Raw genomic sequence first — 20518 nt, forward strand, 5'->3', positions numbered from 1 at the left:
GAAGGTTGAAGGTTGAAGGTTGGGGGGTTGTTGGCCTTTGGCCTTCCCGTAGGGTAGGTTGGGGGGTTGAAGGTTGAAGGTTGGCTGGTTGAAGGTTGGCTGGTTGGAGGTTGGGGGGTTGGAGGTTGGGGGGTTGGAGGTTGGGGGGTTGGAGGTTGGGGGGTTGGAGGTTATGGTTAACCTGAGAATTGCCTAATTCATTCGCGTAGCGTGGCCTTGTGGCCAAAGTGTTCTGCTCAAGCAACGGTTTCATCAGGTTGCCCTTGAGTACCCACATTTTACCAGGATGCTGCTGGCATTTCTCTACTGCCCGTAAGGAGTCTACTTGATCAGCTTGAGCCAAAAAGGCGTGCCAAGCTCGTTGAATGGTCTGTGGTTGGCGACAAGGACTGGTTGGTCGCAGGATGCTGAAGCAATCAAATTCTCGCCCAAGATTATTCAAACGCCTCAGGGTGTAATCAATCCACTCAATATCTGGTGATTTGTCGCTAGCATACTCTGGCGGGCGCAAAAATGGTACCTCAGCGTTATAGTAACGAGCAATTTCCGCCACCTCCTCTGAGTCAGTGGAAACAATCACTGCTGAGAACACTTGGCTTTGGGTTGCAGCAGCAATAGTATAAGCAATTAACGGATGCCCTTTCAAAGGACGAATATTTTTACCAGGTACTCGTTTAGAACCAGCCCGGGCTGGAATCAGGGCAACTACTGTCGGAGTTTTATAATCCACCAATTTTACTGATCTTAGACAATAATCTTGCTGGCAAATTTTTGTTCACCACTTTATAGTTTACAGAAATAGGGAATCGGGAATCGGGAATCGGGAGTCGGGAGTAGAACGGGCATCTTGCCCGTTACAATTTTACAAGTAATTTTTGGTTTTATAATAACTCAGAATTGCAGTTAGTTATCTATTAGTAATTTCTAGGGTTTAATCCTTGTCAATATTGACAAGGATAGTGTATAATTATAGATGGTTAACTCAATTACTTTAAGTACAAATTACTGGGTTTTATGAAGTAGGGATTAGGGAGTAATAATTGCTCCTTGCTACTGTGAAATAAATCCCACAGCATTTCCTTAATAAGGGAAGAAACTTGTTCGCGTAGCGTGGCCTTTTGGCCAAGGTAAATCATCTGGGAAATCATAAGTAGTAAAAAACCGTTCTAATAGAGCAATGGTAAAAATTAACCGTCACAGCGTGTAATCGCAAATCACACCATAAAAATCACACTATAAACAGAATCTGCACTAGTTTAATCAGAATGATAGCGGTGATAATACTTAGGATTTACACAGAATTTTGACCCTATTACCTGTTCCCTATTACCTAAAATCAAAAACGTACTTCAAGCAATTGATAACTGCTATCGTAAACATTCTATTGCAGCAAAGCAAATGACAAACTCAGACCAGTTTGATACCCGTTTCAACCTTTTACTAACTGCCCTCGAGCGGATCACCCAACAGATTGAACAGCTCGGTCACAGAACCGATTCTAATGCTCGTGCTATCGATCAAACCAACCAAAAGATTGAACAGCTCGGTCACAGGATCGATTCTAATGCTCGTGCCATTGAAGCTCTAACCAATACTGTCCATGAGTTCAAACGAGATCGCGCTCAAGCATACTCTTTGATGGCAGATTTAGCTCAAAATCAATCCCGAATGTATGGCATGATGGCCAACTTAGATGAGCGACAGGAACAACTTTCTAACCGACAGGGTGAGATTGTGGAAATTATGAAGTTACTGGCTAAATCTAATTAGGATGCGCGAACCACTAGCCTAAGCATTTAGCTATCAGTTATCAGCTATCAGCTTTTGAATAAGCGATGCAGCGCGGTCTTGGGGAGGCAGCGCGGTCTTGGGGGTCTCCCCCATGAGCGACTGCCGTGGTTTCCCCCACTCGCTATTGCATCAAGACAACAGGTAAGCATTTGTTTAATCTGAGTTACGGAAAGCTGTTTGCGTAGCGTGAGCCATTCCCGTAGCGTGGCCTTTGGCTGACCGCTGACCCCTGACTGCTGACTGCTGACTGCTGATAGCTCTTGAAAAAACACTAAACACTGTTGCAGCAAATGACAAACTCAGACCAGTTTGATACCCGTTTCAACCTTTTACTAACTGCGATCGAGCAGATTAGCCAACAGATTGAACAGCTTCGTCAAAGAACGGATTCTAATGCTCGTGCCATTGAAGCCTTAACTGATACTGTTCATGAGTTCAAACGGGATCGCTCTCAACTGTATTCTGTGATGGCTAATTTAGCACAATCTCAGTCTAATTTATTTCAATCTCAGGCTAATTTAGCGGACAGTCAATCCCGAATGTATGGCGTGATGGAAAACTTAGATCAACGACAGGAACAACTTTCTCAGGGACATGAACAACTTTCCCAGCGACAGGAACAACTGTCTAACCGACAAGGGGAGATTGTAGAAATTCTGAAGTTATTGACTCAATCTAATTAGGATGCGCGAACCACTAGCCGTCAGCTATCAGTGATCAGCTATCAGCCTATGGGCTATCAGCCTATGGGCTACAGATGGTGCTACTGTTCGCGCAGCATGCCCGTAGCGCAATTGGTGCTTTTGAAGAAAATAAGCTGACGGCTGACCGCTGACTGCTGATAGCTTACAGATCTTGAGAAAACACTAAACACTCTTGCAGCAAATGACAAACTCAGACCAGTTTGATACCCGTTTCAACCGTTTACTAACTGCCATTGAGCGCATCGACCAACAGATTGAACAGCTTGGTCACAGGATCGATGCTGTTACCCAACAGATTGAACAGCTCGGTCACAGAACTGATTCTAATGCTCGTGCTATCGAAGCTCTAACCGATACTGTTAGTGAATTGAAACGCGATCGCTCTCGACTGTATTCTGTGATGGCCGATTTAGCACAATCTCAGTCTAATTTAGCTCAAAGTCAATCCCGAGTGTATGGCATGATGGAAAACTTAGATGAGCGACAGGAACAACTTTCTAACCGACAGGGGGAGATTGTAGAAATTCTGAAATTATTGACTAAATCTCAAGCAGGGTAAATCTAAGCTATCAGCTATCAGTGGTCAGCGGTCAGCTGACTACTGATAGCTTAAGCAAAAGAAGGGAGATTTATATCAATTGTTTTGGTTACCTTCTAGTAAACTATCCAGCTTATTTTCAATGGTGTTAAGTTTCCTGAGAATAGTGGGACGGTCATCATCGATAGCTGTTAACATCCGAGTCAATCCTTCCTCAACTCTAGTCACTCTATTGACAACTTCTTCCATGGTCTGAATTCTCTCTCCATGGTCATTAGCAATAGCTTCTACAGAACGGGCTAATGACTCCACCACTGCTTCAACATTTTCAATGGTATGAATTCTCTGTTGATGGTCGTTAGTAATAGCTAGTACAGAACGGGCTAATGACTCCACCACTGCTTCAATCCGGTCTAATCTATCGTTGTTGTTACTCACTATTATCTAGTATATCAATAACTACAAACAATAATAGTCTAGCATTTTTTGTAGTTATTGGGTAAAATAATTGCCGCTTTTTACATTCAAAAAAATGCCTTTATAATCGATTAATTATTGCTAGCATGCCTATTGCTAGCATGCCTGCTGATAACTGATAACTGATAGCTGAATGCTTATACACAACATGATTATCCGAGATGCAGAAATAAGGGATCGTGAGAGCGTGCGCTCCTTACATATGTCGGCCTTTCCGATCGGAGAGGGTGATCTTGTGGCAGGTCTCGCTGATGACCTCATCTCCAATATTACCGAGCCATGTACCCTATCATTGGTAGCGGTCGATGACAATGAAATAATTGGAAATATTGCATATAGTCCTGTATTTATTTCCGAAAAACCAGATTTCCATGGGTATATTCTGGCACCACTGGCTGTTAAGCCAGAATGCCAACGTAATGGTGTGGGGAGTCAACTAGTTGATGCTGGGCTTAAGCGATTGCGTAGTATGAATGTGACTATTGTCTTCGTGTATGGTGATCCTAGGTATTATGAAAGATTTGGCTTTAAAGCAGAGTTGGCAACACATTTCATTACTCCATATCCATTGGAGTGGCCTTTTGGTTGGCAGGCGCTGCTACTTGGGGAGATAGAGGAGCCAGATGCTGCTGTGAATATCAAATGCGTAAAGTCTTTAAACAATCCTAAACTATGGTGATAGATTGCTAGGATTGCTATAAAACTTTCAATTAGGCTTTTAAAGCCTAGTATTATCCTTAGTTTGAGCCATAGATTTACCAAATTAGGATCTTCCCAATATATTCTTCAAGTTACCGGAAATAGTGCGGCTTAAGCGATGTTCCTCTCCCAACTTCTTAACAGCAATCTGTAGAGCCTTTCGGTAGAGGCGTTTAGCTTCTTGGTAGCGATTCTGGCTTTTGTACAATAGTGCCAGGTTGTTGAGGTTGGTGGCCACAACTGGGTGTTCTTCACCCAGCAGACCTTGCCATATCTCTAAGGCTTGCTGGTACCGGGTTTCCGCTTCTTGGTACCGCCCCTGCCTCTCATATAGTCCTGCCAGGTTGTTGAGGCTGCTGGCCACATCTAGGTGTTCTTCACCCAGCAGGCGTTTCCTCATCTCTAAAGCTTTCAGGTACCGGGGTTCCGCTTCTTCGTAGCGTTCCTGGGTATCGTACAGTCCGGCCAGGTTGTGGAGGCTGGTGGCCACATCCGGGTGGTTTTGACCCAGCAGGCGTTTCCTCATCTCTAAGGCTTGCAGGTAAAGGTGTTCCGCTTCTTCGTAGTGCCCCTGGTTTTCGTACACTAAAGCCAGGTTGTTGAGGGTGCTTGCCACATCAGGGTGTTGTTGACCCAGCAGGCGTTTCCTCATCTCTAAGGCTTGCAGGTAAAGGTGTTCCGCTTCTTCGTAGCGCCCCTGGTTCTCGTAGAGTGCGGCTAGGTTGTGGCGGCTTTGTGCCACATCTGGGTGTTCTTCACCCAAGCGCTCTCTAACCGTTGATAAGCAATGCTGATACCAAGGCAAGGCTTGTTCGTAAGCCCCTTGACCATAGTAAAAGCGCGCTAAGCCCACAAAAGGCCAGATTAAATCTTCGTCATTTAAGTAATCGTTTTGGTTAGTGGCAACTTCCACCAGGTGAGGGATAGCAGAGGTAATTTCTATAATTTCGGACTGAGTTGGGGTCTCAGGAATCTCCTTTGCTATTGCTACGATAGCTGAACAAAAGCCCCGTTTTAGGTTTTCAATATCAGCTAATTGTTCCCGCTTGATACTCAAAAATTCTCTAATCCGTTCCTGAATTTGGTAGGTATTATCATCCAACTTCTGTAGTAAATACTTTTGAACTAAGATATCACGATTAACGACCAAATCAAATTCCAAGCTAGCAGCTGCAGCAGCCTGGGATACTAATGACCATGGAATAGGAGCCAAGGCAAACAAACTCAGGAGAGCAGCCATGGTTTGAGCTGAAGACTCTAAAGAATCCCAATTGAGTTCCAGCAAAACATCTGTACCAGAGTCACCTTCCTGAGATTGCTCCTCCTGTAGGTCTGAGCGGTGTGCCGCTATAGTGTATAATCCCAGGGGTATACAGCCAACGAATTGACAGAATTGTTTAGCAAATTCTAACTGTTTTTGAACCCAGTTTTTCCCTAATAACTTTACTAATAATTCTATAGAAGCAGTTAGTGGTAATCCCCCCAGAGGAATTGACGGATAGGGTAACTGTGAGCTACGTGTAGTAATTAATACCCTGAATCGAGAACCCATGGGCGGTAAGTAGTCTTTGATTTGCTCGATATCAGTGACATTATCGAAAACTAATAAAACCTTACCTGGTTGCCACTTTTTCCAGCAAGAAAGAAGTTGGTAATCAATGGTTAGGTTTTCAGGAATATTAAAACCAGGAAAATCATTCACAGATGCAAATCCCGAGAGCTGGGTTACGATATCCACTCCCTGGAGATTTAACCAACAACAGCCACCGGGATAATCTTCTAATTTGTACCAAGAGTATCGAATGGCTAGTTCTGTTTTCCCTACTCCCCCCTTACCGGTGCGATCAGTAATTGCTACAATATCATTTTGCTGCAATAGCTGATCTAACTCTTCCAGTGGCTGCTCTCTATCCACAAACTTACAGGCTTGACTAGTAGGTATATTGTGGGCGATCTCAAAGGGATTAGGATGATCAACATCGATATCACCATCCCAACTGCGACGATAAAAATAGGTTGGTAGTTGTTTTTCATTTAAACTAGCAAATTGTTGCTTAACGTGATTAGCAACTACTTCCATATCTGGTAGCCAGTCATGGTGCTCCAACGCTTTTCTTACGGCTTCGGAAAAGTATCCCGTTTTTGCGGAGGAGTTAACTTTTGCTGTCTCCCCTTCTCTAGTAGCCAGTAAGACAAACTGTTGACTGTTTTTCCTAGGTTTACCACTAGGAAACTGTTTCCCTCCCAAATTAGTTGGTCGCCCGTTTGACTCTAAAAGATAATTGGCACAAGCATCGACTATACAAATATGATGGGGAATCCGAAAGGAATCTGACCCCAAAAGCAGTAACAGGGAATGTAAATCTAGATTCTGCCAATTCGTTTTACTAGCATCAGCACAAAGTAGCCTGCGATTTCGCTCCGAAGTAATTAAACCATGACCAACCCAAAATATAAAGAGTAAATCTCCTGTTTGTTGGGATAGGTCATTGGTAATGATATCAACTAGATTATGCTCCGTTGCTGACTTTGACGTTATCTCAAAGTTATTAACCAGTTCACTATTTTCAGATAACGGAGACAAACACAGCCTGATATTATCTGTTGGCACTTCTTGTGATAACAACCAATTAGCAAACTTGATAGCATCATGAACGGGACCATTAACATTCCAGTTTGTTGCTTGATAGTTTTCGATACCGACAATCAACCCATAGGTTTTTTCTGGCTTAGCAGTAATAGTCATGGTAATCGTGGGATAATTGCCTTCCAAGTAGCAGGGTTTGTCCAATAAGCGCTATGAGCTTGGGGAAAGGGTTGTTTACTATCCACCAAAACATCCTGGACTTTATTAGGGAATAGAGTAGCACCAATGTAACTAAGGAAATCGCGTAAATCATAAATATTCAACCACTCCGGAAAAAAGTCGGGCAGAGGTTGACCAAATTCTAAGCTAGATAAGGCATTAATTTCGTATAAAAAGGGAGCTTGAGAACCCACGGTAATTAGTAATTCTACTTGTTTTATTGGTTGCATCACTAATAAATCAACACAAGCAATCCCTCCTAAACTATGAGCTAATATAACAACTGGTGGTTCAGCGTCTTCTATGGTTTTCTGGAGAAAATCACGTATTTTCTGGCCGCGACTTTGATAAAGTATAATGTCACCAGGTGTAGGAGTATTTGCTTCAGTAATTGCACCCCTTTTATTCCTTACCCAAGCTGTGGCTGGACCCGCCAATAAGGAAAGTGGTTTCTGGAGCCAGTCACCCAATCCCAAGTCTTCCTCCTTACCCAAAGCATCACTGAGTGATTTCACGAGTTGATCACGCAATTCCGGATTAGGAAAGATAAAGCCATGGTGATCGTGCTGCTGAGAGTCAAACATTGCCTGAGCAATAATTGCTCTTGCGATAGTATCATAACAGTCACTATCTGAATCAGAGACTTGGTTTAATACTTCTTGATAAACAGCACTACTCGTAACATGGCGTCGTGCCTGATCAAACACTTCTGCTATGCCAGCTGCTTGTAATTTTTCTTGCAATTCTCCACTAGGAATTAAATCCAGCAACCGGTCATGTAATTGATCACCTGGTTGCTCTCCAAAGGGATTACTATCAGCATTAGCGCTAGGTTGTAAAGACAACAATCCCAACTCATAAAGGGGATTGCGATATAACTGCTCCCAAAGAATAATCTCTTGCTCTTCTTCCTCTCCCTGATCCAGAGCTAAGCTGGCATCAAACAACGGTATCGATGCCCCTTTAGCATTGAGCTTACTCCCAAATTGCTCACCCCAACAACAAGGAACAACGGTAATATCCGGACGTTGTTCAGTGACAAAACCCTCAACTATCTTAAAAGTTTGCTCATAGGCAGCTTGCCTAACCCCTGTGCCATGGACAAATACTAGAGTTGTCATAGTTGAGAAGTATGGAAGATAGTTTATCAATAGGTTTTATCTATTTTACCCATAAAACCAGATATTTAGTTCAGTAACTTTACTTCTGTTAACCAAATCTTGTTTTAAGAGCCTCAAGAATTACCACGGTCATGGTTCCACCAGCTAGTTGGGCTTCAGCTGCTCTATAGCTTTTACAAATAAGATGTAAACTTATTAGGTCTTTTTTTATTGTCCAATAAAACTCTGAATCTCTTTTCCAGATTGCCTTTTGCCTATTGATTGTTGCCTTGTTCTGCAAGAGATTTGTTTACGAATCAAATATAGAGCGTTTCTCACAGTTATGAGGTACAGTCTTCTTTGACGTTAATTCCCTGTTAGGTGCGCTTTCCGCATTAAGAATTAAATTCGCCACGGGTCGCACCTCTTGATGCAGCGCATCGCTACTCTCTACTCCCTACTCCCTACTCCCTACTCCCTACTCCCTAAAACCCAAGACTTTATACCTCACCCAATGAATAATTCCTATAAATAAAAAAAACCCGGTCAAGTTTGGTTTAACCCCAATGCTTGACCGAATTCTATTGTGTAAACGTAATTGAGTACAGCTTAGCTGTCATCAAATCCAAACAAAAACTGAATCAAGGAATCCATTCTTATCAAGTTACTCAGTAACTGCTTTCCAGCAAGTACATCCTAACTCTGTTTACATTATACTCCTCCACAAAATAACTTGCAAAAAATAACCTCCACAATTCCTGGCCGCCAGGGCGGCAAACCCTGGCAAACCCCTATCCTAGTCTAAGTACAAATACCGAATCAAAGTGGTCATAACCTCACCAGGATTTTCCGTAGGCTCCGGAGTGCTCCACTCATCAGGATAGGCGTATTTAAGGGCATAAATGGCATAAATAGTATGGCGAACTTGTTTAGGAGAACCGATCAAGATGTGCTTGACTTTCTTAGGTTTGCGACCTTGATTGTCAGGGTTCTGATTTTCATCGGAGTTGGGGTTAATGTTTTTGGTCATGACTAGTTTTTGTTTGAAAAGCTTTACATTATTAATATATCAACTAATTAATAAAAAGTCAAGGGGTTTAGAAAATTTTTTTTATTACGAAATATGGAGATTGTGGAGAGAGTGGGGAGTGTGTTAATTGTGGGTATTTTAGGAATATAAACTAGTTTTTAGTAAGTAATCGTAGGGTGGGCAGTGCATAAGATCAATTACAAAGCTTATATTAGGTTTAATCGGCACTGCCCACCGACAGTAACAGTAATCGTAGGGTGGGCAGTGCATAAGACCAATTCCAAAGCTTATATTAGGTTTAATCGGCACTGCCCACCGACAGACAGTAACTTAAATATAAAAAATAGTTAATTGTATGATTTTTTAATAATGTTAATCGTCAGGTGGGCAGTGCTTCATACCAATTAAAAAGCTGACAATCTCGAAGGTAAGCACTGCCCACCCTACATCTCAAATACTGCTCACCGACATAAAATTAATGGTGTTGCCTAAATGTGGGATGATATTAATAGCTTTGTGGAATGGGCATCTTGCCAATAGCTTTGTGGAATGGGCATCTTGCCCGTTCCTACTCTTATCATTATCGGGGAGAAGAATTAGTGGACAGCAGAAAATACGCCCCAGCAACCCAGCGCAACCGGGAACCAATTTTAAACGTACTTTTAGAGATACTACCAGCGACTGGCACAATTTTAGAAATTGCTAGCGGTACCGGAGAACACGCTATCTATTTTGCACAACAGTTAAACCCTCGAAAATGGATTCCTTCCGATATTAATGCTTCCCTCCGTGAAAGTATCATCGCCTGGGCTAAAGATTACCCTAGCGACAACCTCCATCAACCCCTTGATATTGATGTCAGTCAGCCGGTTTGGAAAGTAGAAACGGAAATACTATCAGAAATACCAGATATTGTAGCTATGGTGAATATTAATATGATTCACATTTCGCCCTGGTCTACTTGTTTAGGATTAATCGCAGGTGCTGGTCGTATCCTTTCATCAGGAGATATTCTATATTTATACGGTCCCTACAAACAAGGTAATAAACACACTGCACTTTCCAATGCTGATTTTGACTCCTATTTACGAGAACAAAACCCAGAATGGGGAGTACGTAATTTAGAAGATGTTGTAGAGGTTGCCAGTAATCATAATCTCATCCTTGAAAAAACTTATCAAATGCCAGCTAATAATCTTTCGGTAGTATTTAAACACACCTAAGTAAATAAAAATAATCGTAGGGTGGGCAGTGCCTAAGACAAATTCCCAATGCTGTAGTAGCTTTGATAAGCACTGCCCACCAACAGTAAATAAAATTAATCGTAGTAAATAAAAATAATCGTAGGGTGGGCAGTGCGTAATAGAAATTTCCAAGCCTGTAGTAGCTTTGATAAGCACTGCCCACCAACAGTAAATAAAATTAATCGTAGTAAATAAAAATAATCGTAGGGTGGGCAGTGCGTAATAGAAATTTCCAAGCCTGTAGTAGCTTTAATAAGCACTGCCCACCAACAGTAAATAAAATTAATCCTATGGTGGGCAGTGCCTAAGACAAACACTAAAGCTTGTAGTATGCTTGATAAGCACTGCCCACCCTACATCTACTTATCTGTCCACCCTACATCAAATGAAATAATTGAAAATGGCTATAATAAAATTAAGCATTTAAACCGAATAATTTATGATTACAGTTACACGAGAAGAAATTGAGCAATTTCGGTATCAATTGGCAAATTATCCAGAGGCTTTGGCTGCCCTAAATGAGATAGAAGAAGAGGAAGGAGATTTGGAGTATGCGACTGAAATTATAGCTTCGGAAGCTGGAATAGAGAGAATAGATATACAAGAGAGTTGGTTGCAAAATTTAGCCAGGCGGTGTCGCCATATAATTTGTCAAGATGAATTTAGAGACGATCGACTTGCTGGAGTAACTACTGCGTTGGTTGCATCTCTAGCTGCATCTGGTAATTTGCCCCTGGCATTGGCGACTCCAGTAGCTATTTATATAGTTAAGATTGGAGTCAAAAGTTTCTGCAATGAAGAGGAAACAATAAACCCTAAAGATTATCCATTAGCACAAGAATTGATTGCCGATAATCAAGGTACTATCCAGAAAGTAGTCATTAATTTTAAGGACTATGAACGTTTAATTGAAACCCTTGAAGATGAAGGACTCTATCGTGCTATGATGGAAGTTAAAGATGAAACCCCATTAAGTTTGGAAGAAGCATTAGCAGAACTAGATCAGGAATGAAAACCGAATATCTTCCAACCTTTCTTAAGGATATTAAATCTCTGAAAAGCACCCCCGTTTATAGGACAATTAAAAAGTTGACATTTCAGGATATTCTCTCCTGTCACAATCTTAGGGATATCAACAACATCAAAAAATTAAAAGGAGAAGATAATGCCTATCGAATTCGTGTAGGGGATTATAGAATTGGCTTTTTCCTAAAAGGCGATACTATCATATTCTCCCGTGTTCTCCATAGACGATAATTTTATCGTTATTTTCCTTAAAGCAATAGAAAATTATATAGCAAGCGATCGCTAAAATTTAGGCAGTAGAATCGTAGGGTGGGCAGTGCGTAATAGAAATTTCAAAGCCTGTAGTAGCTTTGATAAGCACTGCCCACCAACAGTAAATAAAATTAATCGTAGTAAATAAAAATAATCGTAGGGTGGGCAGTGCCTAAGACCAATCCCAAAGCTGGTAGTCGCTTTGATAAGCACTGCCCACCAACAGGTAAATAAAATTAATCCTATGGTGGGCAGTGCCGAAAACCAATTTCCAAAGTTACCATCAGTATGATACTTACTGCCCACCCTACATCAACTACTCCCTACTCCCTACTCCCGACTCCCTAATGATCAAAATTGCTCAGGATCAATATTAATATAGATATCCTTCAACTCAGAATAGACATCCAAGGCTTCTGTACCTGGTTCACGGGTACCATTACCGGATTGCTTGAGTCCACCAAAGGGCATATGGGGTTCACTGCCATAGGTACCGGCATTCACTACAGCTACCCCAGTTTGGACTTTCTCACAAAACCGTACTGCACGGTGGATGTTGCGAGTGTGAATCGAAGCAGTTAAGCCATAGGGAGAATCGTTAGCAAGAGCAAGAGCTTCCTTAAAGTCTTTGACCCGGTAGAGACTAGCAATCGGACCAAATAATTCACATTGAGAAATTTCCGCGTGGGGGTCTACATTCTCTAGCAGGGTCGGTGCCATATAGAAACCAGTAGCATGGTCAGGGTCCTTTAAGCGATCGCCTCCCACCAGCACCGTTGCTCCTGCTTGTTGTGCCTGTTTCACCGCTGCAATCATGTTAGTCAACTGTTGCTCATTAATCACTGGACCGAGGTCATCCTGGTCAGTCGGACCTAATTTTAATTCCTTAGTTTTCTCCACTAATTGGTCACGGAATTGATCATAAATGCTGTCAAAGACAATGATTCGACTAGCAGAAGCACAACGTTGACCAGCATTACTGAACACTGAGAGTAAGGTCCACTTGACGGCATTGTTCAAATCCGCATCATCACATACCACCAAGGGATTCTTACCCCCCAATTCCAGGGATACCCTGCCAAAGCGCTCCCCAGCTACCCGTTGCACAATTCGTCCTACTTCTGTAGAGCCAGTAAAGCTAACCACAGCCACGTCATTATGAGCAACCAAGGGAGCGCCCGCTTCTTCACCATATCCCTGAATAATATTGAGTACACCAGGGGGTAACCCAGCCTGTTGAGCAATTTGTCCAACTATCCAAGCCGTGGCGGGAGTGTCTTCTGCTACTTTTAATACCGCGCTATTGCCACAAATCAGGGCTGGAAAGACTTTCCAGGCTACATTAGCAATGGGAGTATTGGCCGCAATAATTAATCCAGCAACTCCCAGAGGTTGACGCACAGTCATGGCATATTTATTAACCACACCGCTGGTAGTGGTGCGACCATACAACCGTTGTCCTTCACTAGCGTAGAATAATCCTAATGCGATCGCACCGCCAGTTTCTCCATAAGCTGAACCATAGGACTTACCGGTTTCTGCTGCTACTATCTTGGCAATCTCCTCCTGACGGGCTTTCATCCCTAGGACAATCTCGTGTAAGATGTTTCCCCGTTGTACCGGAGGAGTATCAGCCCAAGCCGGTTGAGCCTGTTTAGCTGACCTTACCGCTTGCTCAATATCTGCTGCTCTTGAGCGAGCCACCTGACATAGCACTTGACCATTAGTGGGGTCTAGCTTATCAAACCATTCTCCTGTGACTGCTGCTATTTGTTGACCATCAATCCAGTTCAAGACTTGGCTCGGTAAATAGTCTTGTGCCATTATTTTTTACCCCTTGGAAGTATCTCATGCTGAGTAATGATATAGCATTTTTATTTGAGTTGTGAACATAGGATTTATAAGAAAAGGGAGCAGGGAGCAGGGAGCAGGGAGCAGGTAAGAGGGAAAAGGGAAGAGGGAAGAGGTAAAAAATAATGTGTACCTCATGAGTCCTAGAAACGCTATAGGCTATAGTAATTAAGGTAGGTAACTTCGGATTAGGAAACATAAAAAAGTAATAATAGTTGATTACTTCAGTACTTAAATTAAGTTTAATAGCGTTTTTTATAGCTCTGATATACACAAAAAAAATTCCCTGTTACCAGATCCGCTGTTCCCTACTCCCTACTCCCTACTCCCTACTCCCTACTCCCTATTCCCTATTCCCTATTCCATCTATTTAACTCCTAAAAGATATTGGTCTATCATTGAAGTATTGTGATTAACCAAGTGAGCATGGAGTGGTTTTCTAACCCACCCGAACCAGGGAAAATTGATGGCAAAGGGGGATATATATTGTAGTATAATTACAAATCTGGGTTTTTTTCCTGGTCGGCTACCGAAATGGAAACATCGGGATGTATCCGCAAATATCATTGTCCCCGACGCACCAGTTATCGAATAGAAATGTTGCGGATCAATCAAGCGACTGATCCACTCATCCGTTAGTCTTCCCCCTTGATAGGATCGGTAGATTTTCTGGGATTCTTGTGCTGGGATTAGGGTCAGAGGACCAGACTCTTCTGTCACATCCTCTACATGAATATATAGCTTGATTTGCCTAACGCCTTCCGGGTCTAAATGAAAAAATTGAGCTCCTCCTTCATAGAGTTTTTTATTGGGCGAGTAGAGTAACTTCACACCATTGATAATTGGTAAAATGCCAATGTATTTTGTTACTATACTTACTAAGGTTCGATCACAAGCTAGTTTTACTAAAGACTCCGTAAGTTTAGACTTATCTGGATGGATACCTCTGAGGTATTCTTCTTTTCCTTCACCTTGTTTGGTAAAAATAGATTGATCAACAGTAGCGATATAGTCCCGACATTCTCCAATCACTTCGCTAACTGGATCAAAAGTTTTGGGAAACCACACTAAAAATCCATCTTTTTTAGAGATACTAGGTAATTTACCTTGACAATTAATAACGCTAATTCCTAAATCTTTGCGAATACTATAAGTAGGAAAGCTTAAAAATTTACTAATCCTTTCGTAAATCTTTCGCTTGCCGTAGGGATAGTTAAAGTGCTTCTGGTTTTCAATAAACAGTTTAGTGATCAAAGGGTGCATCTAAACGTTGTAACTCTATAACTCAGCGATGCAGCGCCGACCTGAGCAGGTTTCTTCCCTCAGGGACTGCATTAAGACAGTCAGATGCACCAGTTTAGTCTACCAAACGGTAAAACCGCCATCGACTCGGAGTTCGATACCTGTGACATAGGCAGAGGCATCGGATGCTAGAAACACCAATGGGCCAAGTAAATCATCAAACTCTGCCATCCGTCCTAGAGGAACGCGATCGCAAAATTGACCTTTGAATTCCTCATCCTGTCCCCCCAAGACTCCTCCCGGAGAAAGGGTATTAACCCGGACACCAAAGGGACCCCAGTGGGTAGCAAAGTACCGGGTTAAATTCACCAGTGCTGCCTTCGATGCCCCATAGGCAGGGGGTTTTAAAAAAGGAGGGTCGCACTCCAGATGCTCATAAAACCGGGCATCGGGAGATACGCTCCCATACAAGGAACCGATATTAATGATTGAACCTCGTCTAGCTTCCACCATTGGGCTACCGAAGACTTGGGTCACCTGGAATGCTCCCAAGACATTCACCTCAAACACATTGCGGCAAATCTCTAGGGGGATATCTTCCAAGCTATAGGTTTTCACTGGACCAGGAGGTTGGTCAATCCCAGCATTGTTGACAATCACATCAGGAATGCCAATGTCGCTCAGGATGCGATCGCGGATTGCGATTATGGCAGTGCGATCGCATATATCACCCCGTTCCAAACACAAACGAGTCTTGGGATAATGTCCTTGAAGTAGCTCAAAAGACCTTGGCACCTGAGCCAATGGTAGGTCTATGCCCACAACCGTTGCGCCAGCATCCAATAATGCCCGACTCCAAACCGGTCCAAGTTTACCTAAGACTCCAGTAACAATAGCGATTTTGCCAGAGAGGTCAAAATAATTCACGAAGCCAACAATACCCTACACAGCAACCTGTTCAACATTTTCCACCAACCCAGCCAAGGTAATTGACTCATCCACCCTTAGGGGTTTTGTTAAAACTTTACCAATCACATTGTCCAATTCATAGGGAGGTAAACCATCCCCTGGGGATTTCATCGCGATATCCTCTGCCCTTAAAACATGTCCTACAGGTAAATTATCCGCAGCAACCAGTTTTTTACCCATCTTCAAGTAAGCAGGACGTTCATTTAGGTGTACTTTCTTCACCCCATCCCCAAAAGCTTGGCGAGTGCGTCTGAGGTCTCTTACCATCTTGCGCAACCCTGTCGGTTCTAACGAGAAAGCATGGTCTGTTCCTTTCATCGCCCGGTTCAGGGTAAAGTGTTTCTCAATCACACGAGCCCCAAGAACATAAGCCGCCACTGCCATAGCGATACCGTTGTCATGGCTAGATAGACCAATCACAATATCACCGAACAGTTCCCGATAAGTCTCGATCACCTTCAGGTCAAGTTCTTCAAAGTCCGCTGGATAGCTTGCCGTACATTGCAGGATACACAACTGGGGGTTAATCGGCATAATCGCATCGTAAACCCGTTGCACATCCTCTAAAGTAGCTGCACCGGTGCTAACGATCATCGGCTTCTGGAATTGGGCAACATGTTTAATTAGGGGCAAGCTCTTAAGGTCTCCAGAAGCGATCTTATAGGCTGGCATATCCAACTCACCCAAAAAGTCCGCACTCGGAATATCAAAAGCAGTAGAGAAAAACGTAATCCCTACTTCTTCAGCATACTTTTTCAGTTCCTGATATTCGTAAGCACCAAATTCTAGAAACTCCCGATGCTCACCATAGGTCAAACCAAAACTATTTTCATGGTCATAAGGTCTGTCAAAAGCAGCTTTCGTGTAAAGGGCACGATTGTCTCGTTTTTGTAGTTTTACAGCATTCGCTCCGCATTCCTTAGCAATCCGGAACATTTCTTTACACTTTTCCAAGCTACCTTGATGGTTATTCCCAATTTCAGCAATTACAAAGCAATCGCTATCATCATTAATTTCAAAGCCATTAATAGTCAGTCTTCGGGACATTTTACACTCCTACAACCAATAAATTCCTATCGGTTTTTCACCACTGTCCAATGGTTTACCATTAATTAGCTAGGATTTCAATACGTATTTATCTTTTTCTCAGCATTCAGCATTTAGCCGTCAGCCGTCAGCCCTCAGCATTCAGCATTCAGCATTCAGCATTCAGCATTCAGCCTTTAGCACCTCAAGTAGCGTGCGCGTAGCGCATTAACTGATAGCTGACCGCTGTTCGCGTAGCGTGCGCGTAGCGCTAATCGCTGTTCGCGTAGCGTGTGCGTAGCACATAAGCTGACCGCTGATAGCTGATCGCTGACCGCTGATCGCTGATCGCTGACCGCTGATCGCTGATCGCTGACCGCTGATCGCTGATCGCTGACCGCTGATCGCTATCAGGATAACGGCTCGACTTGAAATGATCTCGGTCGTAGATATCCTGGACAATGTTGAATTAAGTGATAACTTTTACCTTGAGTAGTCATCGGATCAGTGATACTAATATACCGACTAGTCATGATATTGTGCCAATCCCGAGGGATGAGATTCCAGAAGATCGGTTGGTCTGAATTGTAGTGTTGATCAAACCCGATACCTTTACGAAACAATGCCCAAAGATACTTTTTCAGTTGCCATAACCAACCTGCTTTAGCATACTTTGAGTACCGTTCCGCATAAAGGGCTTTATACTGCTTTTGCCTCTCCATCATTTGGGCATATTCTGGAGTATTAGGATCCGAACTCCAATTCCGGTAATGATGAATAGCAATTTCTTTAGTATAAACAATATCATGCCCTGAAAATAAAACTTTCGTGGTCAAATCCGGATCAATCCCATAATCTCGAAATACTTCACAGAATCCACCCACCTGTTTTAATACCGAAGTTCTCAGCACACCTTGGTTAACATTTAATACACCAATTACTGAGACACCACCAATGTAGGGAGCACTCACGAATGGCCCTTGTTTATCCCTTACTTTCAGGGCTACCATCCCGATCTTCCGCTTTTCCTCAAGTATTTTTACCGCCGTATCCAGACCATGGTTCACGATTACATTATCATCACTTACCCAACACACATAGGGAGTATCTATAAGTCTGAACACATCATTATAGGCTTTAGCTTGACCAAGCTTTTCTCCCACCAAAATCGGAATCACCTGTGGATTTGAGGATGCGATCGCATTTAAATACTCAATAGTGCCATCATCAGACCCCGCATCAGTTACATAAATTTTCGTAGGGGTTGATGTTTCTTCAAGAATACTAGTAATACATTGCTTCAGAAGACTCAATCGATTATAGGTACCAACAACAACAGAAAGTTTCATTGTTCCTTCACTCCTCACCTTCACTCTTAACAATTAACCTAAACATTCAGCGGTCAGCGGTCAGCGGTCAGTGGTCAGTGGTCAGCATTCAGCGGTCAGCGGTCACTTTTGTGGCACAGGCTTCCAGCCTGTGACCTAACCCATAAGCTGTTCGCGTAGCGTGCGCTTAAGCTGATAGCTGATAGCTGATAGCTGTTCGCGTAGCGTGCGCGTAGCGCTTAAGCTGATAGCTGATAGCTGATAGCTGTTCGCGTAGCGTGCGCGTAGCGCTTAAGCTGATAGCTGATAGCTGATAGCTGTTCGCGTAGCGTGCGCGTAGCGCTTAAGCTGATAGCTTGCACAACCCTAACGGACATACAAACAATGGCAGAATAGTGGCTGTCCAGACTTGATAGAATTAATCTGATTTTTAATTCCCGCAAATCGGTAACCCAACTCTACCAAACAGTCATGCACCTCTTCAAATAATGGTTGTTCCTTATACAGAGGAACAAATGACATTTCTACCAGAACACATCGCCCGATCGAAAATAGTTCTTTTCCTCCCTTTATCACCCTATCTTCAACCCCTTGGACATCAATTTTTATAAAAACATCTCTCTCAAATTTATCAGACTCTAATTCTGACTTTAATAGGTCATCCAGGGGGCAAACCTTTACTTTAATCTCACTTTCTCCTGATGTCTGTGGAAATTCCTTCTTACATAGTTCGCTTATGCGTAACATCGAAGAAGCTGGCCCATAAGAATTCTCATAAAAGAACTCTTCTCCTTCATAATCCGACAAAGCCACATTAAAAATTTTGAGATTAGGAATCTTAGCCGCTTTTCCTTCTAAGTCGGATAAATAAGATGGCAATGGTTCAAATACATAGGTCTGTTTAGCATTGAAGTAACAGGCTAAAAATTCCGCAAAATCCCCATTATTTGCTCCAATATCAATAACCGTCTTAATCGAATAATTTTCACGAACCCATCGCCATAGCTCCCTGCCTGGGTCGGGACTCGCTTCAACAATTTGTTTGTAGTCTGAAAGCCTTAGCAACTTTAAATTCATCGACGCTAACAGACGATTTACCAAACGAACAATTTTCTGTTTCACCGAAGCCATTTACTTAATTACTCCTAGACAAGTTAATAAACTAAGTCCATGAACTGGTCTGCTGTTCTAGTTTTGTCCTCATATAACCTAGTTACTCGTCTCCGGAGATCCCGCTTATATCGATGATAATAAATTCCTTCCCATCGCTGCAAGTAAGCCTCTCGGTCATGGTCTAAAACAGCATTGTTAGTCTGGCGAACCCCTTCATTTCGATCATAATAATGTTCAACATAAGCCCCTGGACAATCTACAATCTCATAATTAAGCTGCCACATCTTTAAACAGAGATCACCATCAGCTTTATAAAAGATATATCGCTCTTCATCCGCCCAGTCAACTGCTGCTAGTGCTTCTTTTAAGTACATACCATGATTAACAAACAGCTTGCCACCAAGGGTATGTTGTACATAGTACTCGTGGTCTTCTGGCCAATTCCGAAAATAGAAAGCTACTCCCCCTAGTTTTCCGCCAGCTTTTTCCACCTCTTCAAACTTATCCAGCCCTAAATTAACCGCATTCGGTAATAGCAGACAATCATCACTGATCATCAAAATGTATTTCCCTTTAGCCGATTTAAAGCCAAGATTCATAAAATACCCCCAACTACGGCGCTTGAGTGGCTTTCCTTGGAATTCCCCTCGGTTATGTTGGATGATAGTAATAATATCTTTCTGCTGAATTAGCCATTCTAAAGAGCCATCCGTTGACCCCCCGTCAATCACAATGATTTCATAGGGAACGCGAATCTGATTATCTCGAACACTTTGAATCGCTTTTTCCAGTAAAGGTCTACGGTTATAACTTCCAATCACCACCGAGACCATGCAGGTTTTGTCAGAGCTAATTACCGGTTTAGCGAAAGACTTTAATATCTTCAAATGACTCAATTGTCCTGGATTAGCTAGTCCTGGATTAGCTAGTTGGGAAGGATACTGAGTCAATGAGCTGTGATAAAACTTTTTGACTTGACGAAAAGGCTTAGCCAGAATTCTGATATAGTTCATAATACACTCCTGAACACACCTGTATACAGCCATCACCATTAAGCGATTTAGCTTAACCTGATGTGGCCGTTATAGTGGCACCCTCGGGGATAATGATATCAAAATATCCCATTGTTTATGTTATAATAGTAAACCCCTATGGATAGATAAATCTAAAAATTTTTAGTGCGATGGGTGCGTAGTGGAGTGACCATGTTAAAATAGTGTAATAGAGCCAGGGAGCGGTGAGAACCATGGGTAGAGGAAGACGGGACAAGATTGCACTGAGTACAGAGCAAAGGCAAAGACTCGAAGCAATTAGCCGGAATG

At 42.6% G+C, this 20518-nt stretch carries 26 protein-coding genes; 9 read left to right on the forward strand and 17 right to left on the reverse strand.

Going from position 1 to position 20518, the window contains the following annotated elements; translation table 11 throughout:
* A partial coding sequence (locus tag F6K46_RS30335) for a hypothetical protein (protein WP_293117661.1) occupies positions 1-730 on the reverse strand: 730 nt, incomplete at its 3' end.
* Between the two features lie 256 nt (positions 731-986).
* Positions 987-1148 (reverse strand): hypothetical protein, encoded by a 162-nt coding sequence (locus F6K46_RS30340; protein WP_293063054.1) that lies wholly within the window; start codon positions 1146-1148, stop codon positions 987-989.
* Between the two features lie 250 nt (positions 1149-1398).
* On the opposite strand from F6K46_RS30340, the gene F6K46_RS30345 reads away from it, so the two are divergent.
* Complete coding sequence (locus F6K46_RS30345) at positions 1399-1770, forward strand: hypothetical protein (RefSeq protein WP_293063052.1); 372 nt, start codon at positions 1399-1401, stop codon at positions 1768-1770.
* Positions 1771-1817: 47 nt separating this feature from the next.
* Here the strand turns inward: F6K46_RS30345 and F6K46_RS30350 are convergent, their stop codons facing one another.
* Positions 1818-2063, reverse strand: coding sequence for a hypothetical protein (locus tag F6K46_RS30350; RefSeq protein WP_293063045.1), 246 nt, complete (start codon positions 2061-2063; stop codon positions 1818-1820).
* A gap of 18 nt (positions 2064-2081) precedes the next feature.
* Here F6K46_RS30350 and F6K46_RS30355 point away from each other — a divergent pair, with 18 nt between their 5' ends.
* Together F6K46_RS30355 and F6K46_RS30360 are read left to right on the forward strand one after the other, a co-directional pair.
* Positions 2082-2474: a hypothetical protein gene (locus F6K46_RS30355; RefSeq protein WP_075906459.1), complete on the forward strand. Its 393-nt coding sequence runs from the start codon at positions 2082-2084 to the stop codon at positions 2472-2474.
* Between the two features lie 202 nt (positions 2475-2676).
* Positions 2677-3054 (forward strand): hypothetical protein, encoded by a 378-nt coding sequence (locus F6K46_RS30360; protein ID WP_075903044.1) that lies wholly within the window; start codon positions 2677-2679, stop codon positions 3052-3054.
* Between the two features lie 75 nt (positions 3055-3129).
* On the opposite strand, the gene F6K46_RS30365 is transcribed toward F6K46_RS30360, so the two are convergent.
* Positions 3130-3471, reverse strand: a complete 342-nt coding sequence (locus F6K46_RS30365) for a hypothetical protein (protein WP_293063043.1) — start codon at positions 3469-3471, stop codon at positions 3130-3132.
* 187 nt (positions 3472-3658) lie between these two features.
* Here F6K46_RS30365 and F6K46_RS30370 point away from each other — a divergent pair, with 187 nt between their 5' ends.
* Entirely contained in the window at positions 3659-4189 is a 531-nt protein-coding gene (locus tag F6K46_RS30370) for an N-acetyltransferase (RefSeq protein ID WP_293117667.1), read from the forward strand.
* Positions 4190-4273: 84 nt separating this feature from the next.
* On the opposite strand, the gene F6K46_RS30375 is transcribed toward F6K46_RS30370, so the two are convergent.
* The 3 genes from F6K46_RS30375 to F6K46_RS30385 all read right to left on the reverse strand — a co-directional run bounded on the left by F6K46_RS30375 (position 4274) and on the right by F6K46_RS30385 (position 9145).
* Positions 4274-6955 carry a tetratricopeptide repeat protein gene (locus F6K46_RS30375; RefSeq protein WP_293063039.1) on the reverse strand — a complete coding sequence of 894 codons (2682 nt, stop codon included), beginning with the start codon at positions 6953-6955 and terminating at the stop codon, positions 4274-4276.
* Complete coding sequence (locus F6K46_RS30380; RefSeq protein ID WP_293063037.1) at positions 6952-8136, reverse strand: hypothetical protein; 1185 nt, start codon at positions 8134-8136, stop codon at positions 6952-6954. Before F6K46_RS30380 ends, F6K46_RS30375 begins: the two co-directional genes overlap by 4 nt.
* Before the next feature lie 775 nt (positions 8137-8911).
* Positions 8912-9145 (reverse strand): hypothetical protein, encoded by a 234-nt coding sequence (locus F6K46_RS30385; RefSeq protein WP_075903054.1) that lies wholly within the window; start codon positions 9143-9145, stop codon positions 8912-8914.
* Positions 9146-9666: 521 nt separating this feature from the next.
* Here F6K46_RS30385 and F6K46_RS30390 point away from each other — a divergent pair.
* From F6K46_RS30390 to F6K46_RS30405, 4 genes are all read left to right on the forward strand, one after another.
* Positions 9667-10368, forward strand: a complete 702-nt coding sequence (locus F6K46_RS30390) for a DUF938 domain-containing protein (RefSeq protein ID WP_293063028.1) — start codon at positions 9667-9669, stop codon at positions 10366-10368.
* Positions 10369-10828: 460 nt separating this feature from the next.
* Complete coding sequence (locus F6K46_RS30395) at positions 10829-11401, forward strand: hypothetical protein (protein ID WP_293063026.1); 573 nt, start codon at positions 10829-10831, stop codon at positions 11399-11401.
* Complete coding sequence (locus F6K46_RS30400; protein ID WP_293063024.1) at positions 11398-11646, forward strand: type II toxin-antitoxin system RelE/ParE family toxin; 249 nt, start codon at positions 11398-11400, stop codon at positions 11644-11646. Before F6K46_RS30395 ends, F6K46_RS30400 begins: the two co-directional genes overlap by 4 nt.
* Positions 11647-11921: 275 nt before the next feature.
* Positions 11922-12044, forward strand: coding sequence for a hypothetical protein (locus tag F6K46_RS30405; protein ID WP_269087067.1), 123 nt, complete (start codon positions 11922-11924; stop codon positions 12042-12044).
* On the opposite strand, the gene F6K46_RS30410 is transcribed toward F6K46_RS30405, so the two are convergent.
* Together F6K46_RS30410 and F6K46_RS30415 are read right to left on the reverse strand one after the other, a co-directional pair.
* Positions 12019-13491 (reverse strand): aldehyde dehydrogenase family protein, encoded by a 1473-nt coding sequence (locus F6K46_RS30410; RefSeq protein ID WP_293063021.1) that lies wholly within the window; start codon positions 13489-13491, stop codon positions 12019-12021. The genes F6K46_RS30405 and F6K46_RS30410 overlap by 26 nt on opposite strands.
* A complete protein-coding gene (locus F6K46_RS30415) occupies positions 13448-13717 on the reverse strand; it encodes a hypothetical protein (protein ID WP_293117664.1) in 270 nt (89 codons plus the stop codon). The genes F6K46_RS30410 and F6K46_RS30415 overlap by 44 nt, the downstream gene beginning before the upstream one ends.
* 16 nt (positions 13718-13733) lie before the next feature.
* Between F6K46_RS30415 and F6K46_RS30420 the strand changes: the two genes are divergently transcribed.
* Positions 13734-13892, forward strand: a complete 159-nt coding sequence (locus tag F6K46_RS30420; protein WP_158069779.1) for a hypothetical protein — start codon at positions 13734-13736, stop codon at positions 13890-13892.
* Here F6K46_RS30420 and F6K46_RS30425 read toward each other — a convergent pair.
* The 8 genes from F6K46_RS30425 to F6K46_RS30460 form a co-directional block, all read right to left on the reverse strand.
* Positions 13885-14772, reverse strand: a complete 888-nt coding sequence (locus tag F6K46_RS30425) for a hypothetical protein (RefSeq protein WP_293063011.1) — start codon at positions 14770-14772, stop codon at positions 13885-13887. The two genes, F6K46_RS30420 and F6K46_RS30425, sit on opposite strands and share 8 nt — an antisense overlap.
* 108 nt (positions 14773-14880) lie before the next feature.
* The gene (locus F6K46_RS30430) at positions 14881-15687 is read right to left on the reverse strand and encodes an SDR family oxidoreductase (RefSeq protein ID WP_293063009.1); all 807 of its coding nucleotides are present in this window, start codon (positions 15685-15687) and stop codon (positions 14881-14883) included.
* 15 nt (positions 15688-15702) lie between these two features.
* Entirely contained in the window at positions 15703-16776 is a 1074-nt protein-coding gene (locus tag F6K46_RS30435) for an N-acetylneuraminate synthase family protein (RefSeq protein ID WP_293063007.1), read from the reverse strand.
* Between the two features lie 207 nt (positions 16777-16983).
* Positions 16984-17217 carry a hypothetical protein gene (locus F6K46_RS30440; RefSeq protein WP_293062998.1) on the reverse strand — a complete coding sequence of 78 codons (234 nt, stop codon included), beginning with the start codon at positions 17215-17217 and terminating at the stop codon, positions 16984-16986.
* A complete protein-coding gene (locus F6K46_RS30445) occupies positions 17166-18104 on the reverse strand; it encodes a glycosyltransferase (RefSeq protein ID WP_293062996.1) in 939 nt (312 codons plus the stop codon). The genes F6K46_RS30440 and F6K46_RS30445 overlap by 52 nt, the downstream gene beginning before the upstream one ends.
* A 218-nt stretch (positions 18105-18322) precedes the next feature.
* A complete protein-coding gene (locus tag F6K46_RS30450; RefSeq protein WP_293062994.1) occupies positions 18323-18460 on the reverse strand; it encodes a hypothetical protein in 138 nt (45 codons plus the stop codon).
* Positions 18450-19214, reverse strand: a complete 765-nt coding sequence (locus F6K46_RS30455) for an FkbM family methyltransferase (protein WP_293062992.1) — start codon at positions 19212-19214, stop codon at positions 18450-18452. The genes F6K46_RS30450 and F6K46_RS30455 overlap by 11 nt, the downstream gene beginning before the upstream one ends.
* Positions 19215-19237: 23 nt before the next feature.
* Positions 19238-20209 carry a glycosyltransferase gene (locus tag F6K46_RS30460; protein WP_293062984.1) on the reverse strand — a complete coding sequence of 324 codons (972 nt, stop codon included), beginning with the start codon at positions 20207-20209 and terminating at the stop codon, positions 19238-19240.
* Between the last annotated feature and the right edge of the window lie 309 nt (positions 20210-20518).

The sequence above is a fragment of the Moorena sp. SIO3E8 genome, assembly GCF_010692445.1.
GTDB lineage: Bacteria > Cyanobacteriota > Cyanobacteriia > Cyanobacteriales > Coleofasciculaceae > Moorena > Moorena bouillonii.

Excerpts from the sequence above, each read along its gene's own strand:
- F6K46_RS30340 (WP_293063054.1), bottom strand. The coding sequence starts at position 1,148 with ATGATTTCCCAGATGATTTACCTTGGCCAAAAGGCCACGCTACGCGAA.
- F6K46_RS30345 (WP_293063052.1), top strand. The coding sequence starts at position 1,399 with ATGACAAACTCAGACCAGTTTGATACCCGTTTCAACCTTTTACTAACT.
- F6K46_RS30355 (WP_075906459.1), top strand. The coding sequence starts at position 2,082 with ATGACAAACTCAGACCAGTTTGATACCCGTTTCAACCTTTTACTAACT.
- F6K46_RS30360 (WP_075903044.1), top strand. The coding sequence starts at position 2,677 with ATGACAAACTCAGACCAGTTTGATACCCGTTTCAACCGTTTACTAACT.
- F6K46_RS30370 (WP_293117667.1), top strand. The coding sequence starts at position 3,659 with ATGATTATCCGAGATGCAGAAATAAGGGATCGTGAGAGCGTGCGCTCC.
- F6K46_RS30375 (WP_293063039.1), bottom strand. The coding sequence starts at position 6,955 with ATGACTATTACTGCTAAGCCAGAAAAAACCTATGGGTTGATTGTCGGT.
- F6K46_RS30380 (WP_293063037.1), bottom strand. The coding sequence starts at position 8,136 with ATGACAACTCTAGTATTTGTCCATGGCACAGGGGTTAGGCAAGCTGCC.
- F6K46_RS30385 (WP_075903054.1), bottom strand. The coding sequence starts at position 9,145 with ATGACCAAAAACATTAACCCCAACTCCGATGAAAATCAGAACCCTGAC.
- F6K46_RS30390 (WP_293063028.1), top strand. The coding sequence starts at position 9,667 with ATGGGCATCTTGCCAATAGCTTTGTGGAATGGGCATCTTGCCCGTTCC.
- F6K46_RS30395 (WP_293063026.1), top strand. The coding sequence starts at position 10,829 with ATGATTACAGTTACACGAGAAGAAATTGAGCAATTTCGGTATCAATTG.
- F6K46_RS30400 (WP_293063024.1), top strand. The coding sequence starts at position 11,398 with ATGAAAACCGAATATCTTCCAACCTTTCTTAAGGATATTAAATCTCTG.
- F6K46_RS30410 (WP_293063021.1), bottom strand. The coding sequence starts at position 13,491 with ATGGCACAAGACTATTTACCGAGCCAAGTCTTGAACTGGATTGATGGT.
- F6K46_RS30415 (WP_293117664.1), bottom strand. The coding sequence starts at position 13,717 with ATGTTTCCTAATCCGAAGTTACCTACCTTAATTACTATAGCCTATAGC.
- F6K46_RS30435 (WP_293063007.1), bottom strand. The coding sequence starts at position 16,776 with ATGTCCCGAAGACTGACTATTAATGGCTTTGAAATTAATGATGATAGC.
- F6K46_RS30445 (WP_293062996.1), bottom strand. The coding sequence starts at position 18,104 with ATGAAACTTTCTGTTGTTGTTGGTACCTATAATCGATTGAGTCTTCTG.
- F6K46_RS30450 (WP_293062994.1), bottom strand. The coding sequence starts at position 18,460 with ATGTCCGTTAGGGTTGTGCAAGCTATCAGCTTAAGCGCTACGCGCACG.
- F6K46_RS30455 (WP_293062992.1), bottom strand. The coding sequence starts at position 19,214 with ATGGCTTCGGTGAAACAGAAAATTGTTCGTTTGGTAAATCGTCTGTTA.
- F6K46_RS30460 (WP_293062984.1), bottom strand. The coding sequence starts at position 20,209 with ATGAACTATATCAGAATTCTGGCTAAGCCTTTTCGTCAAGTCAAAAAG.